Genomic DNA, 14287 nt, shown 5'->3' on the forward strand with positions numbered 1-14287 from the left:
CGTTTACATCCATGATATCAAAAAGAAGGGCATGCTGCACAACATGCGGCCCGCCCCTGAAACCAATTCCATAAGTGTGATTATCTTGGCCATCTTTCCTCTTTGCCCATCAAGGGCTCGAATGGATGATGCGGTTCGGATTGATACCAATACGCGACTGAAGCGACATCGTCCTGCCGTTCGAATAACCCCTTCTTGTAAACCCCGATTTGTTGAATCGTAACCTTGATATCCTCACTAAATCTGATGGGATCGAGAACATGCCAACGATAAAAGCCTCTCATCGGCGGGACGTCGTCATTGTGATATAAATGATGGACGGCCTCGTCATGTCTGGAATAATACGGATAGCCCATAAATGGCGTACAATACGTATTCTCTACCGTCCTTCCGTCCTTCTGCGTTGCAAAGCTCCAAGCGCCGCCGAAGTAATCCTCGGTTCCGGTGCCGCAGATAGTAGGATAGTCTTTATCGCCGTCAATGTACATCTTGATTTCGCCTTCGCCCCACCAATATCTCTCCAGCGTGGTCAGCGCCATGTAGGTGCCTACATATTGTCCTTTACCCCGGACGTTATCCAGAATCACGTAGTCATCCGCTTTGCTCGTCATCCGCTGCCGCTTCCATTGCGCATGGAAGTAGGCCGTGTTGTCCGGCAGCTCGTCATGCAAACAATAATCGACCTGATAGAAGAGTGCCGGTATCGGCGCTTCATGCTGGTTCTCGATCGTAATTTTTGCTTTCTTCCGGAAAGGCATCGGAAAATAGCTGTTGAAGCCCCTCGTCGGATTGACGACGATCGGTATCGAGTTCACGGTGCAGCCTCTCGCGAATCCGTTGCAAAAGAAGTCGCCAAGCGGGCTTTCTACGGAAGGCTCCGTTTCGTCGTCCCAATACATGCGAACAACAAGATCTCGAAGAACAAACGTATCTTTGTCGGTTTGGTCTGTGACCGTAATCCAAATATGTTCGATAATGCCCGGGCCGGCCATTTCGGCCAGCGTGACGGTCGTTCCAGGCTGCACATCGCGGATGCACGGCGAGCCCTTGCGGGAAGGACCCAAATGACTGGCCTCCTTTCCTCCCGAGCCTTTCTCGCCATTCGGATTTTCTGCGTTGATAGCGCGGCTTCTGCCGCTTTTAATCAGGGGGAGAGACGAAAGCCCTCCGATAAATGGGTTATTAAACATAGGAATAGTCTCCTCTTATAGTTATCCTTTTACGCCGCCTGCCATAATGCCTTCCATGATCTGCCTTTGGAAGATCCCGACGAAAATAATAATCGGCAAAATAATAATCCAACCCATCGCACTGACTAAATCCCACGGTACGGCATACATATTATCCCTTAAGGGCAGCTGTGTGATGGCGGTGGAAAGAACCGAAATTCCGTTCGAATAAAATAAAGGCGTAAAGAAGTTGTTCAAACAAGTGATGAAGTTCACGATACAGACGGTCGCGATTGCCGGCCTCAGAAGAGGCAGTGTCACATAAAACATCGACTGGAGAAAGCCGCAGCCGTCAATGGAAGCCGATTCTTCGATTGAAACCGGTATATCATTAAGAAAGTTTTGCAGAATCAGGATGGTAAACGGAATGATGCCGCTGATGTACAGGATGATTAAACCCGTATACGTATCGAATAAATGAACTTGCCGCAAAAAATCGTACAGCGGGCGCGCCGTCACCACGTCGGGAATCAACATCGAGCCTAGCAAAAAGGCAACCGCCAACGATAATCCATTATTTTTGAACCGGGCAAAACTGAATGCCGCCATAACAGAAACAATCATGCCGATGGTAATCGATAAGCCAACGATAATAATGGTGTCTCTCGATTTTGCCAGCAAACCGACATTTTCGATCAAGTAAGTATAGCTTTCCAGCGTGGGATTGACCGGCCAGTATTTAATCGGCTTCGAAAATAATTCCCCCGATGGCGTGATGGAAGAGATAAAGATCCACCACAACGGGAAAAGGATGAGGAAAGCAACAATGATCGCCAAGGTCCACATCAAGCATCGCAGTAAAATGCGCTGAAATCTGTTCGAAAACATACGTGATCGCTCCTTAATAATCTACACGTTTTGCCGCGCGCATACTGAGTGCGCTTAATAGCGCCATGACCAGGAAGAGTACGACAGCAATGGAAGAGGCATACCCCGTATTTAAATTCGTAAAAGCTTCCGTTGTAATGCGATAGGCGATTAAAGCGGTGCTTTCGCCCGGTCCCCCGCTTGTCATTGCATAAACAACGTCAAACGAGGTGATTCTCCACATCGTAAAAAAGATGCTTAACACTAAAATATTTTTCGAAATGAGAGGCAACGTTATCGTGAAAAACGACCGGATCACTCCTGCCCCATCAATTTTGGCCGCTTCATACATATCGGAGGATATAAATTGAAGCCCGGCAAGAATGAGGATCGCAAAGAAGGGCAGGTCCTTCCATAAATCTACCGCGATAACCGCATGGCTTGCCGTCGTCGCATGAATGAGCCAATCCAAATGGAAGGACGGGTTAAACCATCGGATAAAATCGTTTACCAAGCCGTATTCATTATTAAAGGCCCACTTCGAAGCCATCGCAATAACCACCATCGGCATCGCCCAAGGGAGCAGCACAATCGTGCGAAGCACTTTTTGCCCGGCAAATTTCATGTTTAAGATGAGTGCAAGCGCAATACCTAACACGATGTGCCCGATCATGGATCCGACAACGAAAATGACCGTAAAGTTAATGGATGCGATCATTTTCGAATCCTGGAATATATTTAGATAGTTTTGAAACCCGACAAACTCATTAATTCCCCGCAGCAATTTCACGTCGTATAAACTAATTCGAAAAGTTTCGATAATCGGATAGATCGTTGTAAAAACACGGATTAACAACGCCGGCAGAACAAGGATCCATGCGATGGTGATATATTTTTTGTTTTCATACATGTTAACGCGCCTTTCTTGTTCCCCTTATTTATACTTCTCAACTGCCTCCTGGGCCTTCGTACAGAACTCGTCCAGCGTCATTTGATCCTGAATATAATTTTGGAAAAGGGTTCCCATCTCCGAAATAAACTCCATCGTTTGCGGAAGCATTGGACGGCCGTGAATTTCGTTGGTCGCTTGAATTTCCGTATAGATAACTTTCACATCGCCGCTGACCGCTTCATGACTTGCAACGTCAGCCCTTGCAGGGTATCTTCCGAAGTTTTTCCAGCCGCTGAGCTCACCTTCTTCGCCCGCCGCATACTTCAGAAACTTGATTGCTGCTTCCTTATTTTTCGAAGACGAATTCAAGACATAACTCCATGAATCCGTGAAAATGCTTCTTTTTGCAAACCTTGGCATATTGATCATATGGATTTGGTCCATACCGTAACGGTTTGCTTCCTTATAATCGTTGCCGGTCCCCCACATAAAGACCATTGCGTATTTTCCGTCAATAAATTTTTGGTTCATCTGCTCGTATTTATCCGCAATCTGGTCGACAGGCGTTACTTTCCATGTATTGGCCATATCGTACATGAACTTAATGGCCTTTCGGCTGCCTTCATTGGTCCAGTCAAAATAATCTCCGCCAAAGAGGTTTACAAACGTGGCAATTTCGTTAAACACATACGTCTTTTCCCAGGAACCGCCGTAGCCGTATTGGCCGTCTTTTGTAGACGCTTTCATGAAGTTGACGAAATCCTCTTCGGTTTCAATCGACTTCATGCCGGCGGCATCCAGCTTCTTCTGATCCACCCAAAGCCCAAGATAACCTGAATAGCTCGGCACGCCGATAATGTCGCCTTTGTCCGAGGTCAACATATCTTCCATGTAGCCTTGCGGAAACTGTTCCACGATGTCGCTAGTTAGAACCGAATCTTGCAGCGGATCAAGCCAACCGGCGTTTTTAAAGGAAGTCGCCATTTCATCGTTAATTTCCAGGATATCGACGGAGCTGTCTCCAGAAGACAGGATCGTCGAAATTTTTTGCTGGCGGGTGTCCGAGTCGGTCGGTGCGGCTACCCAGTTAATTTTGACGCCGCTCTTTTCCTGTGCCTCATTCAACCATGCTTCAAAATTCGGATTCGTGGACTGAATCGTGTAGAGTGTAATCTCGTCCTGCTTGCCTGAAGCGGAATTCGTCGTTCCCGAATTTGGATCCTCATTGTTCGAACCCGAATTTACGCCTGAGCATCCTGAAAGCAATACGGTGAGCGCTGTGGCGGCTGCAAAAATAGAAGTCTTTGTCTTTTTCATGTTACCCCTCCTTTGTTTGATAGGGTTAGTATACTTGCAGCCAATCATTTAAAAGACAACCGCTATTGATCAAAAATGTGGAAGATATTGAACTTGGAATTACGCGGAGGCGATGATACACTTGAAACCAATTACCGAACGAGGGGATAGGAACCGATGAATGTCCGCAACAGCATACGAAACAAGCTGATTGTATTCCTGCTGATCGCTATTATCCTGCCCATTTCCGCTTCTATTTTTATTTCTTATTTCTATACGAAACATTCCTTAAAAGTAGAAGCCATTCGTGAAAACTCGAACACGCTGCACCAAGGAACAGTGAGTATGATCAATCAACTCAATCAGATCAATAACATTTCCCTTTACGTCTACAACAATATCCAAGAGGCCGACAGCTTATACGGTATTTTGCTCAGGGGGAAAAGCGATTTCATTGTCGAAAATCAACTGTATTCAGGGCTTCATTCGATCGAACAATCCGCAAAGGATATCCAGCAGGTCTATTTGTATTCCGAATGGGCCAATAAATCGTATTTGCTGATCGATGGCTATTTGAAGCGCGGACCCGGTCGTGCCGGGCTCGAGGGCCACTACATCCAGCCTAGCGGCAAAATTGACCCTTATTTCGAGCCTCCCCATCCCTCCCACAATTACGGGATGGAACAATTTCCTTATAGTCCCTCCAATACGGTACTTACCATTCACCGCCCCGTGTACCGGGCTCCTCTTAAAGAGCGTATCGGGATCCTCTCGATCGACTTTAAGCTGGATGGATTTCGCAGCATCAGCAACATGCTGTACGATAAGGGGAACGAGAACATTTATCTGCTCGACGACAATGGAACAGCCATCTATGCCTCCGAGGAAAACCTTATCGGTCAATCTCCGAATTACGCATGGCTTGAGCAAGCTTTCTTGCAATCCGCTCCGTCCGGTCATTTCGAATGGAACGAGACGGGGGTAAACGGTATCGTACTCTATGAAAAATTCAAACTGATGGGCAGAAATTGGATCATCGTGAAGCAAATCCCGAACGAGTATATGTATGAGAATGCCTCGCGTGTGCTTCAGATTAATATGCTTGTTCTCGTTACGTTTCTATCAATCGCGATTGTCGCGACCTTGTATGTGTCCGTAAAGCTAACGGCACCTATTAAGAAGCTGACGGAATCGATCAAAAAGACCAAATTAGGAAGAATACAGCTAGAGATCGATTCAGATCGCAGTGATGAAGTCGGTTTGCTTGGAAATGCCATCAAAAATATGGTCGACATGATCAACAATCTCGTCATGAAGGAGCTTCGCCTCGAGCTTGCGAATAAAGACAATCAACTAAAAGCGCTGCAGGCACAAATCAATCCGCATTTCATTTACAATACGCTTCAATCGATCGGTTCCATTGCCTTGCATAATAAAGTGCCTAAAATTTATGAAATGATCTCTTCGCTTGGACTGATGATGCGTTACAACATGAAAACCGAAGAGACGGTCGTTCCGCTATCCAAGGAGCTCGCGCACATGAATGCTTACTTGGAGCTGCAGAAGCAGCGCTTCAAAGAACGTCTTCATTTCCGAATTGAAACGGAGGAATCCATCCTTGACCTCCAGGTACCGAAGATGGTTTTACAGCCCATTGTGGAAAATTGCTTTAAGCACGGGTTCACATCGAACATGGAAGCGTTCCAAATCACAATCGCTGTCCATACTGCGGAAGACATGCTGCGAATCCGCGTGGTTGACAACGGTACTGGCGCTTCCGAGGAGCGCCTTCAACTATTGAAGCAGCAGATTAAGCGGGAAGCAGCCGATACCTCCTCGGAAGGCTCCATCGGACTCATCAATGTCGTATCCCGTCTTCGTTTATATTTTAATGCGGAAGTGCGTGTTTCGATCGCGAATCTTGAGCCTTCAGGCTTCTCCGTATTCATCGACATCCCTGTTCGAAAGGAAGTGTAAATCTAGTATGAAAGTTTTAATTGTGGATGATGAAGAAGATGTGCGAGATTCGATTCGGCTGCTCGTAGACTGGGACGAGTTTCAAATTACGACAATATTGGAGGCTTCAGAGGGTTCTTCGGCGATGGCTTTGATCCTGAGCGAAAAGCCGGAAATTATATTTACCGATATGAAAATGCCGAATGTCGACGGCATGGAGCTTTTGCAGTGGATCGAGACCGAAGCCCCTACGACCAAAACGATCGTCATCAGCGGTTATGACGATTACACCTACATTCGCAAAACGATGAAACATGGCGGTCTCGATTATTTGCTGAAGCCGATTAACCGCGGCGAGCTGCTCGAATCACTGCGAAATGCTGTCAAGTCCTGGCACCATGAGGAGGAGGAGCGCCGGCTTCATATTAAGAAAAATGTGGAGATCAACCAAACGAAGAACATCTATTGGGATAAAGTTCTGTCCAAAGTCGTTTCCCGGCCGGGCTACTATCGCACTGTCGAAGGCGAGCTGGGTGACGATTTCGGCTGGTCAACCATTCGCGGGTGTCAGATTGCGATGCTGCTAACCGACCCCCTGCCGCGTATCATTATGCAGAAATTCGGAAAAAACCTCGACCTGCTCTATTTTTTGATGACCAATATTTGCAACGAAATTATCGGTTCCCGAAGGACCGGTTATGCCTTCAAGCATACGGATCCGAATTACGGCATCATACTTATGATGGGCGACATCGACAACTCCGATTTTGCCAGAAAGCTGAATGAGATGAATGACGCTTTTCTTCGTATTCTCGGCGCTCGTTTTTATTTTGCATGCAGCACGAACGAAGCTTTCCCGGACAACATCCACATCGGATTCGAGAAGGCTTTGAAGACGGCCCGTTCGATTTCATTCTTGCAAGGAAACGATTGGGTGTACCGCTTCACTGATGCCGGTCGTCCAGAGGAAAAGCGGGTTGTACTTGCCGATTACAGCGATCGGATTTCGGTAGCCGTCTACAGCGGCGACCTGCATCAGATCGATGCCTCCATCGCCAAGTGGATGCAGGCTATCAGCCAGCTGCAAGTCGTGACCTCTGATCATCTGAAATATTGGCGGTATGAATTCGAGCTGCTGCGGAACCATCTGCTGCAATACAAAGATTATCCTGTCCACGACCGCGACGGCCAAATGTCCCATGGACTGTATCCGATTGATCAAAACGGAAAACTTTCTCTGGAGGAATGGCAAAAGGAATGGACGGAAGAATTCGGACGTATTGCGGATATTTTGAAAAATATGAAGCATAAGGAACATAATGTCATCTTTCAAGTGAAGCAGTTTATCGATACGCATTACAAGCAAAATTTGTCGCTGCAAGACATCTCAAGCCGATTCTTCATCAGCCGCGAGTATGTCTCTCGCAGGTTTAAACAAGAATTCGGGATGAATATTTCCGAATATTTGGAGCAGGTCAGAATCGATCATGCCAAAATTTTGTTATCTAATGAGAAGTATCTGATCGCGACAATCGCGGAAATGGTCGGCTATCAGGACGGCAGGTATTTCAGCAAGATTTTCGGCAAGCTGACCGGCAAGACGCCGAGGGAGTATCGGAAAAAGAATGGCGGGATTGGCGACGATACCTAGATTAAAAAAGGCGGGAAGCATTCCAAAATGGAAAGCCTCCTGCCTGTTGTTTCTTACTTATTGGCAATCTTTATAAGATAAGACCTAATCCATAGATAATAACCGATAACCTCAATGGCATAAATTAAGACATCGATAATGCTTGTGTTTTCAGTGAGAAACCATCCTCGTAAAACAAAAGTATCAATTAACAATATTATTGGCAAAACAATAACAGATATAAATAATAACCTTATGGTAATTGGTAAACTGAGACAAATAAATCTTTCAATAAAATCATCATTATCACCACTTCGGTTGGCCCTATAACAGAAAATAATCCCTGCAATATTTACCACAACCGTTTCTAACGAACCAATTAAATCATAAATATTAAAGTTAAAACTCATGCCTAGATAATAGCTACATTCAATCATAATCACATTTAATAAAATAAAGACTAAAAAGTATTTCATTTTTTGTTGTTGGGATAAGGTTTTTTCTTTTAGCTCATGCGCTAAGGCCTTTACGTTCCAAAGATACATTTCAGATCTCCATTTGTTTTATTAATCTCTCGGATAATTTACACTCATAATATCCATAAATGAAACTTTATCGATTCCTGCATGAGTCTCAATATGTACTTTTCCTGTTCTGGAATCCATTTTTGAAATCGATCCACGCAGCGATTCCTCTCTTCCCCAGACAGTCAATACGATTGTTGAGTTCTCATGGTATGCTTCCGTTAACTGATTTCCGATTTCTTCCAATACAAATTCATCTCTAGTCGGACGCTTTGCAACTCTTGGTTTAGCCATGTTATCCTCCATTACATTATATGATTAGGTCAAAACTTATTGCGGTTGTTTCAAGTTAGGATTGATTATGGATTTGGGGAACAAAAAAATAACCCGACGAATTTGGGGACGTCAGGCTTTGTGCGTTCCTTCTTCCGAAAGGTTCTTTCAGTATAGCGTTCAATCGACTTTATTGCAATTTCATCTCGGCAAAATGACTACGTAACTTCGGGAGATCAATAAGAAATCATTACATGACAAACACCCAATCAAACAAAACAAACGGCGCATAACCTACAACGTATCGAGTCTTTGGGAGGTGTATGGAGTAGTGAGCAACTGCGGTAATAACGTAGGCGGCGTTTTTAACAATAATATAGGTTTTATCTTGGTACTGTTCATTTTGCTGGTTATCATCTCTTGCAGCTGTGGTTTCTTTGGCGGCGGTTATCGCTGAAACGTCGGTGAGGCAGGCACAAGCCATTACGGTAAAGGTTATTAATTGCACCAACATTTCGAATAGAACTCATTCTCTTGTCCCAGCATATTCACCATATAAGCACTAAAAAATAAGCTTACCCGGAAAAATTCGGGTAAGCTTATTTCTTTCAATCTTAGATATATCAGGAATTCATAAAATTTACATACTCGAGCAAACGCTTAATCAGGACAACCGCTTGCGAACGATCCACCTCGTCCTTGGGAGCGAACCGATCCTTCGTTACTCCTTGCACGAGTCCGGCATTCAGCGCATCACTCACGCTGTCTTCCGCCCAGGTGCTGATGAATGAACGATCGTTGAATCGTGCCAGGGCGTCGTCTGCAGCTGACGATCCTTTCCCTGCAAATGCTGCAGCACGGACGATTATGACCGCCATCTGTTCCCGCGTGACTGGAGCATCCGGCTTGAAGGTACCATTTGCGTACCCGATAAGAATTCCCGCTTTGCTCGCGGCTCCTACCGCGCCGGCATACCAACTTGTCGGAAAAACATCAGAATATGCAGTTGGGGGCATTTGGGTCATCAGACCGAGCGCTCTTGCGATAAGCGCAGCGAATTCGGCGCGCGTGACCGACCGATTCGGTTCAAAGCGCTCATCGCCGATCCCATGGACGACCAGCTTGCTCGCCATTAGCTCTATTTCACTCTTAGCTGAATGACCCTCGAGATCGGCAAACGTTCGGTCAAGCTTAACAACGGCATATATGCTGTTTCCGTTCCGCTTAATGGTTACAACCGTCTTGCCGCCAGCTTCTTCGAATAAAGCCGGTACAAACGACATCTCGCCTGTCCCGGGATCTAGCATTACCGCCGTCTTATTGCCGCTTAGCGCCTGCGGGATTGCGATTGTTCGGGAGACATATGTGCTGCCGAAGTCGTTCAATTCGAGCGAACCGGTACTTGAGACGGCTGTAATGCTGAAATCAATCAAGTTACCGATCACCTGAACGCCATTAGTCTCTGCCCACGCGCGGAGCTCCGTCTCCCGCGATCCCCCTATTTTCTCCAGCTTGACCGAAATCCGAACCTCCGCAGCTTCAACGCCCAGCTGCTCTGCAATCGAATCAACATCGACCAGATGAACCGGTAAGCTGTACGAGGCCATATCCGACTTGATTACGAGCGTCGCGTTCGGCATGCTGACCGCTGCTTGCGCGAGCGCAGTAGCCGGAAGGATAACCTCCGCCGCATTGCCGCCTTTGACAGCAATTTCGTATACTTGCTTTTCGGCAGGCAAGCCGGTCAGTTTTTCTAACGCGTCCTTCAGCTCCGAGCCGTTTACCTCGACTCGCCGAGTTCCGGGATTTTGTCCGGTACCTGCCTCCAGACCCGTCACCTCGCCTTTTTCCTCCTCATACTTGAGCGAGGTGTACAAGTTCGCCGGTAGTTCGTCAAGTGTGATAACGTAATCGTGATGATAAACCTTGTTCAAGTGCTCCGCTGTATTCGTGCTGCCGTCTTTGATGAAGCTGCCAGCCCAGGTGCTGAAGAAGCTCCAGTCGGCACCGTATGCCTGCAGCAAATCCGGATCCGGGATGGGACCGTTTTCCGCCAGCCCGACAACCTTCTTGTCGTTCACCAGAGAGACGAGTCCCTCATACTTCGCAATGCTCGGGTTGTAATCACCTGCCGGGTTGTAAATATCGATGCTGGCGATATCCACGACATCGTCGCCCGGATACCATTCCGTCTTTTCGGAGTTCCATACCCAAATGAGATTGTTCAGGTCATGATGGTTGGTCAACCGGTCATACATCAGATTCCACAGCTTCTTTGCCGGCTCGGGGCCCTTCGCCCCCCACCAGAACCAGCCGCCCTCCGCCTCATGCAGCGGCCTCCATAGCACCGGTACGCCGGCATCCTGCAGACGCTTCAGCTGAACTGCAATCGCATCGATGTCCCGGATAAGCAGCCGGTAATCTTCCGAATCCGGGTTATCAAGCGCATATTCCACGTCAAAGGTCGTATTCTCGGTATAAAAGCCTCTCCACCATTCATTTCCAGGTTCATTGCCGCCGATCCCCTTAGGCGCGTTCCAGTGCCAGCAGAGCGCCACGATACCGCCGCGGTTATACCACTCGATCATCTTCTCAACCTCAGTGGACGAAGCTCCGTTCTCGACGCGGGAAGGGGAATAATCGATCAAGTCTGTAGAGAATAGCGCCGGATACTTGCCTGTCTGCTGCTTGATCCACTCGACATCCTCAAGCGTCTGCTGTCCCGAGATGATCTTGCGGCCATACTGGCCGGCCAAATAATTCATCAGTGCCCTGGCTTCAAGCGTCGCTTCCGGATTGATCAATGTGCTTGTGGCATCATGAACCTCCGCCGTGGCGGCGACCGTCAGCTTGATGTAGTCGATATTGTACCAGCCCCAGTTCGACAAAAATTCTATCGTGTTGCCGCCTTCATTTAGCCATGCCTTGCCGGCGGAGATTTCAGTAAAATCCGTCGTTTCAGCGAACGTAATCTCCGTGGTTTGCCCGTTAAAGACCATGCTGGTCTTCTTCTCACCGTACGGAGAACTGTAACCGATGACGACATCATACATGCCTGCCGAAGGGGCATTGTAAGTCAGCGCAAGCGATCCCGACTGCTGAAATGCCGCGTACCCTTGGCCGGAGTAACCTGTCCCGGAGGTGCCAATCGTAACATCCCCGTTCACGTTGCCGTCCTCCGCCTCAAGCTTGCTGCCTGCCGCAGGCGTACTGGCCGGTTCAACCTTAATATGCTCGATGCCATAGTAGCCCCAGCCCCGTGAAATTTTGATCGTATTGCTGCCGGCGTTCAACAGCACTTTACTGATCATTTTCTCGGCCCGCACAGTCCCTGCCGGCGGCGCATCCAGCATCAGCTCTCCGGCGCCTGCACCATTGATTTGGATACCGGTTGCCTTACCGCCGTATCCTTCAGGAATGTAATAGCCTAAGCTTAGTTTGTACATCCCCGCTTCTTCGACGTTCACCGTAAATGCAGCACTTCCGATCGGCTCCTGGGCGCCCGCGTCTTCGGCGAAAAAGTAGGAGATATAGCCTTCGCCGTCATAAAGCGTATCCTCGCCTATCTTGACAGGTCCGCTCTTCTCGATCCCGTATCCTTCCAATACGGCTTCTGTATAAGGAATCGTGATAACATTCGCCGGATCGCCAGGCGGCGTCACGACCTGCGTCCTTGCTTGCAGGCGGATATTATCCACATAGATAGGACCTATGTAGTCCACCGCAGAGTTTTTAGCGAGTTTGATAATGAGTTCCTTCTGGTCTGCATCCGCTGGAATCGCAGCCGTTTCTGAGATGACCGCGTAATCGTTGCTATTGATATTCGTTTTCTCAGCGACTGTGATGTCATGGCTGCTGGATAGAAGGTCCCTCCACTGCCCGTTCATGGCAGAGGCCAACACAAACGTTCCTCCGAAGGAGGCAGGAATGATGACGTCATAGGACACAGTCTCGTAGTTTCCGAGCGCTTCGTCCGTATACAAGCGAATAGCCGCCTCCTCCCAGCCCATACCGTTATAGGCCGTATTTACCCGCAGCGCATACCTATTGCCTGCTGTCGCCAAGTCATCGCTTGCAAAAGGCTCGTTTTCTCCTTCGAAGCCTTCTCCCCAGCCTCGTTGCCAACCTTCTGTTGTTCCGTCTTCAAAGTCAAACAGAAGATCGGATGCAGCTCCGGAAGCCATGACAAATGAATCTCGATTACCTAACGATCCTAATAGCGAAAATAACACAATGAAAGCGAATATAGCAGAAAAATTCCTCCTCAATCTTCCAAACATAAAGCTTCCTCCCGACTTTTTTGGCTTATCACAACCGGATGGATAAACCTTGTCTTAAAGCGCTTACAAAAAGATCTTTATTATGAGATTAAATCTTGCGTGAGAAGAACGGCCCAGGTTATGAAGCCGTCCCCTGATTCTTCCTGCACCAAGCACGATCTACGACTTTGCTTTCCAAGTACTTAAATATAATGCAGCTTCACGTAACCGATATCCGTAATAGCCCCACCCCCGTTTTATGGTTATCGTATTCCGGCCTTCGGAGAGGAGCGTTTTCCCGGCAGCCGCTTCCCGGAACGAATCTCCCTGCTCGAAGGAAACCTGACCTGCCGGCTGCCCCTAACGTATAGGATAATTTTTCAAATCAGGAAGCTCGTCCTTCGTTAAGGTGAATGGATGCCGGTAAAATTTTATCAGCTGCTCACGCTCGGTATACTCGCCGGAATAAGTCCTGTTCCCCTCATCATCCGTAACGTAGACGAAATCGCCGTACCAGGTGCAGCTCCAAGACCAGAGCGCGCCGTCCGCAAGCATCAGGTCCGGATCGGGGAGCGGCCCGTTTTCCGTCAACGCCACGATCTTTTTCCTGCCCGTGTAACTTAAAGCTGCTTGAAACCTCTCATATTGAGAGTCATAGTTCTTCTTAGGCGGATAAATATCTTCGCCGATGATGTCCACGTACTCGTCCCCCGGGTACCAATCGGCATGCTGCCCATTCCATACCCAGATCAGATGGTTCAGCTTGTGGAGATTGGTCATGCGGTCATACATAAGCTTCCATAGCCTGACACAAGGCTCTGCGCCGCGTGCTCCCCACCAGAACCAGCCTCCGCTCGCTTCGTGCAGCGGTCTCCACAGCACCGGAACACCCGCCGTCTGCAGCCTGCGCAGCTGAACGGCGATTGCATCAATGTCGCGCAGGATAAGCCTGTACTCTTCGGAATCGGGATCGTCCATTGCTTTCTTTACGTCGAACGAGGTCGCCTCCGTATAGAAACCGCGGCTCCACGAGCGCTCCGGCGGAATGTCGAGCAAGTCCTTCGGTGCGTTCCAATGCCAGCAGAATGTGACGATGCCCCCGCCGTTCCACCAATCAATAGCAATGTCTGTATCGCTGCATGTGCTACCCCGCTCGGTTCGTGAAGGTGAATAATTCATGAAATCAAATCCGTATACGGCCGGGTAATGCCCGGTCACTTCTCGAATAATCGTCATTTCCGGCGCAGACAATACGCCGATCTGCTGGCCTGTCAGCGTTCTCTTCCCGTAAATATCGCACAAATAAGTCATTAACCGTTTAGCGTTATCCTCTGCGTTCGGATTCACGAGTGTCGGATCTACATCAAACCGGAAGGATCGTTCGGTCATATTCATTTTTCCGTCTCCCCTATTCTTTAAAG

Annotated in this window: 11 protein-coding genes; 2 read left to right on the plus strand and 9 right to left on the minus strand. The window is 48.0% G+C overall.

Going from position 1 to position 14287, the window contains the following annotated elements; genetic code table 11:
- Positions 1–80 precede the first annotated feature (80 nt).
- Genes KP806_RS07930 through KP806_RS07945 form a run of 4 tightly spaced genes read right to left on the minus strand, consistent with a single transcriptional unit; the run spans position 81 to position 4245 of the window.
- A complete protein-coding gene (locus KP806_RS07930; RefSeq protein ID WP_224723025.1) occupies positions 81–1190 on the minus strand; it encodes a glycoside hydrolase family 172 protein in 1110 nt (369 codons plus the stop codon).
- A 21-nt stretch (positions 1191–1211) separates the two neighbouring features.
- A complete protein-coding gene (locus tag KP806_RS07935) occupies positions 1212–2057 on the minus strand; it encodes a carbohydrate ABC transporter permease (RefSeq protein WP_224723026.1) in 846 nt (281 codons plus the stop codon).
- Positions 2058–2070: 13 nt separating this feature from the next.
- A complete protein-coding gene (locus KP806_RS07940) occupies positions 2071–2946 on the minus strand; it encodes a carbohydrate ABC transporter permease (RefSeq protein WP_224723027.1) in 876 nt (291 codons plus the stop codon).
- 24 nt (positions 2947–2970) lie between these two features.
- Positions 2971–4245, minus strand: a complete 1275-nt coding sequence (locus KP806_RS07945; protein WP_224723028.1) for a sugar ABC transporter substrate-binding protein — start codon at positions 4243–4245, stop codon at positions 2971–2973.
- Positions 4246–4401: 156 nt separating this feature from the next.
- Here KP806_RS07945 and KP806_RS07950 point away from each other — a divergent pair, with 156 nt between their 5' ends.
- Together KP806_RS07950 and KP806_RS07955 are read left to right on the plus strand one after the other, a co-directional pair.
- Positions 4402–6201 (plus strand): cache domain-containing sensor histidine kinase, encoded by a 1800-nt coding sequence (locus KP806_RS07950; protein WP_224723029.1) that lies wholly within the window; start codon positions 4402–4404, stop codon positions 6199–6201.
- 7 nt (positions 6202–6208) lie between these two features.
- A complete protein-coding gene (locus KP806_RS07955; RefSeq protein WP_224723030.1) occupies positions 6209–7831 on the plus strand; it encodes a response regulator transcription factor in 1623 nt (540 codons plus the stop codon).
- A gap of 53 nt (positions 7832–7884) precedes the next feature.
- Here KP806_RS07955 and KP806_RS07960 read toward each other — a convergent pair whose 3' ends face one another.
- The 5 genes from KP806_RS07960 to KP806_RS07980 form a co-directional block, all read right to left on the minus strand.
- Positions 7885–8355, minus strand: coding sequence for a hypothetical protein (locus KP806_RS07960; protein WP_224723031.1), 471 nt, complete (start codon positions 8353–8355; stop codon positions 7885–7887).
- Between the two features lie 21 nt (positions 8356–8376).
- Positions 8377–8628 carry a YolD-like family protein gene (locus KP806_RS07965; protein ID WP_224723032.1) on the minus strand — a complete coding sequence of 84 codons (252 nt, stop codon included), beginning with the start codon at positions 8626–8628 and terminating at the stop codon, positions 8377–8379.
- 229 nt (positions 8629–8857) lie between these two features.
- Positions 8858–9121, minus strand: coding sequence for a hypothetical protein (locus tag KP806_RS07970; protein WP_224723033.1), 264 nt, complete (start codon positions 9119–9121; stop codon positions 8858–8860).
- A gap of 109 nt (positions 9122–9230) precedes the next feature.
- Positions 9231–12791, minus strand: coding sequence for a glycosyl hydrolase (locus tag KP806_RS07975; protein ID WP_224723034.1), 3561 nt, complete (start codon positions 12789–12791; stop codon positions 9231–9233).
- A 435-nt stretch (positions 12792–13226) separates the two neighbouring features.
- The gene (locus KP806_RS07980; protein ID WP_224723035.1) at positions 13227–14261 is read right to left on the minus strand and encodes a glycosyl hydrolase; all 1035 of its coding nucleotides are present in this window, start codon (positions 14259–14261) and stop codon (positions 13227–13229) included.
- Positions 14262–14287: the final 26 nt, after the last annotated feature.

This window comes from Paenibacillus vietnamensis, from assembly GCF_020169515.1.
Taxonomy (GTDB): domain Bacteria; phylum Bacillota; class Bacilli; order Paenibacillales; family Paenibacillaceae; genus Pristimantibacillus; species Pristimantibacillus vietnamensis.

Bases quoted from the DNA above. Each gene is read 5' to 3' on its own strand.
- KP806_RS07930 (WP_224723025.1), bottom strand. From the start codon at position 1,190: ATGTTTAATAACCCATTTATCGGAGGGCTTTCGTCTCTCCCCCTGATT.
- KP806_RS07935 (WP_224723026.1), bottom strand. From the start codon at position 2,057: ATGTTTTCGAACAGATTTCAGCGCATTTTACTGCGATGCTTGATGTGG.
- KP806_RS07940 (WP_224723027.1), bottom strand. From the start codon at position 2,946: ATGTATGAAAACAAAAAATATATCACCATCGCATGGATCCTTGTTCTG.
- KP806_RS07945 (WP_224723028.1), bottom strand. From the start codon at position 4,245: ATGAAAAAGACAAAGACTTCTATTTTTGCAGCCGCCACAGCGCTCACC.
- KP806_RS07950 (WP_224723029.1), top strand. From the start codon at position 4,402: ATGAATGTCCGCAACAGCATACGAAACAAGCTGATTGTATTCCTGCTG.
- KP806_RS07955 (WP_224723030.1), top strand. From the start codon at position 6,209: ATGAAAGTTTTAATTGTGGATGATGAAGAAGATGTGCGAGATTCGATT.
- KP806_RS07960 (WP_224723031.1), bottom strand. From the start codon at position 8,355: ATGTATCTTTGGAACGTAAAGGCCTTAGCGCATGAGCTAAAAGAAAAA.
- KP806_RS07965 (WP_224723032.1), bottom strand. From the start codon at position 8,628: ATGGCTAAACCAAGAGTTGCAAAGCGTCCGACTAGAGATGAATTTGTA.
- KP806_RS07970 (WP_224723033.1), bottom strand. From the start codon at position 9,121: ATGTTGGTGCAATTAATAACCTTTACCGTAATGGCTTGTGCCTGCCTC.
- KP806_RS07975 (WP_224723034.1), bottom strand. From the start codon at position 12,791: ATGGCTTCCGGAGCTGCATCCGATCTTCTGTTTGACTTTGAAGACGGA.
- KP806_RS07980 (WP_224723035.1), bottom strand. From the start codon at position 14,261: ATGAATATGACCGAACGATCCTTCCGGTTTGATGTAGATCCGACACTC.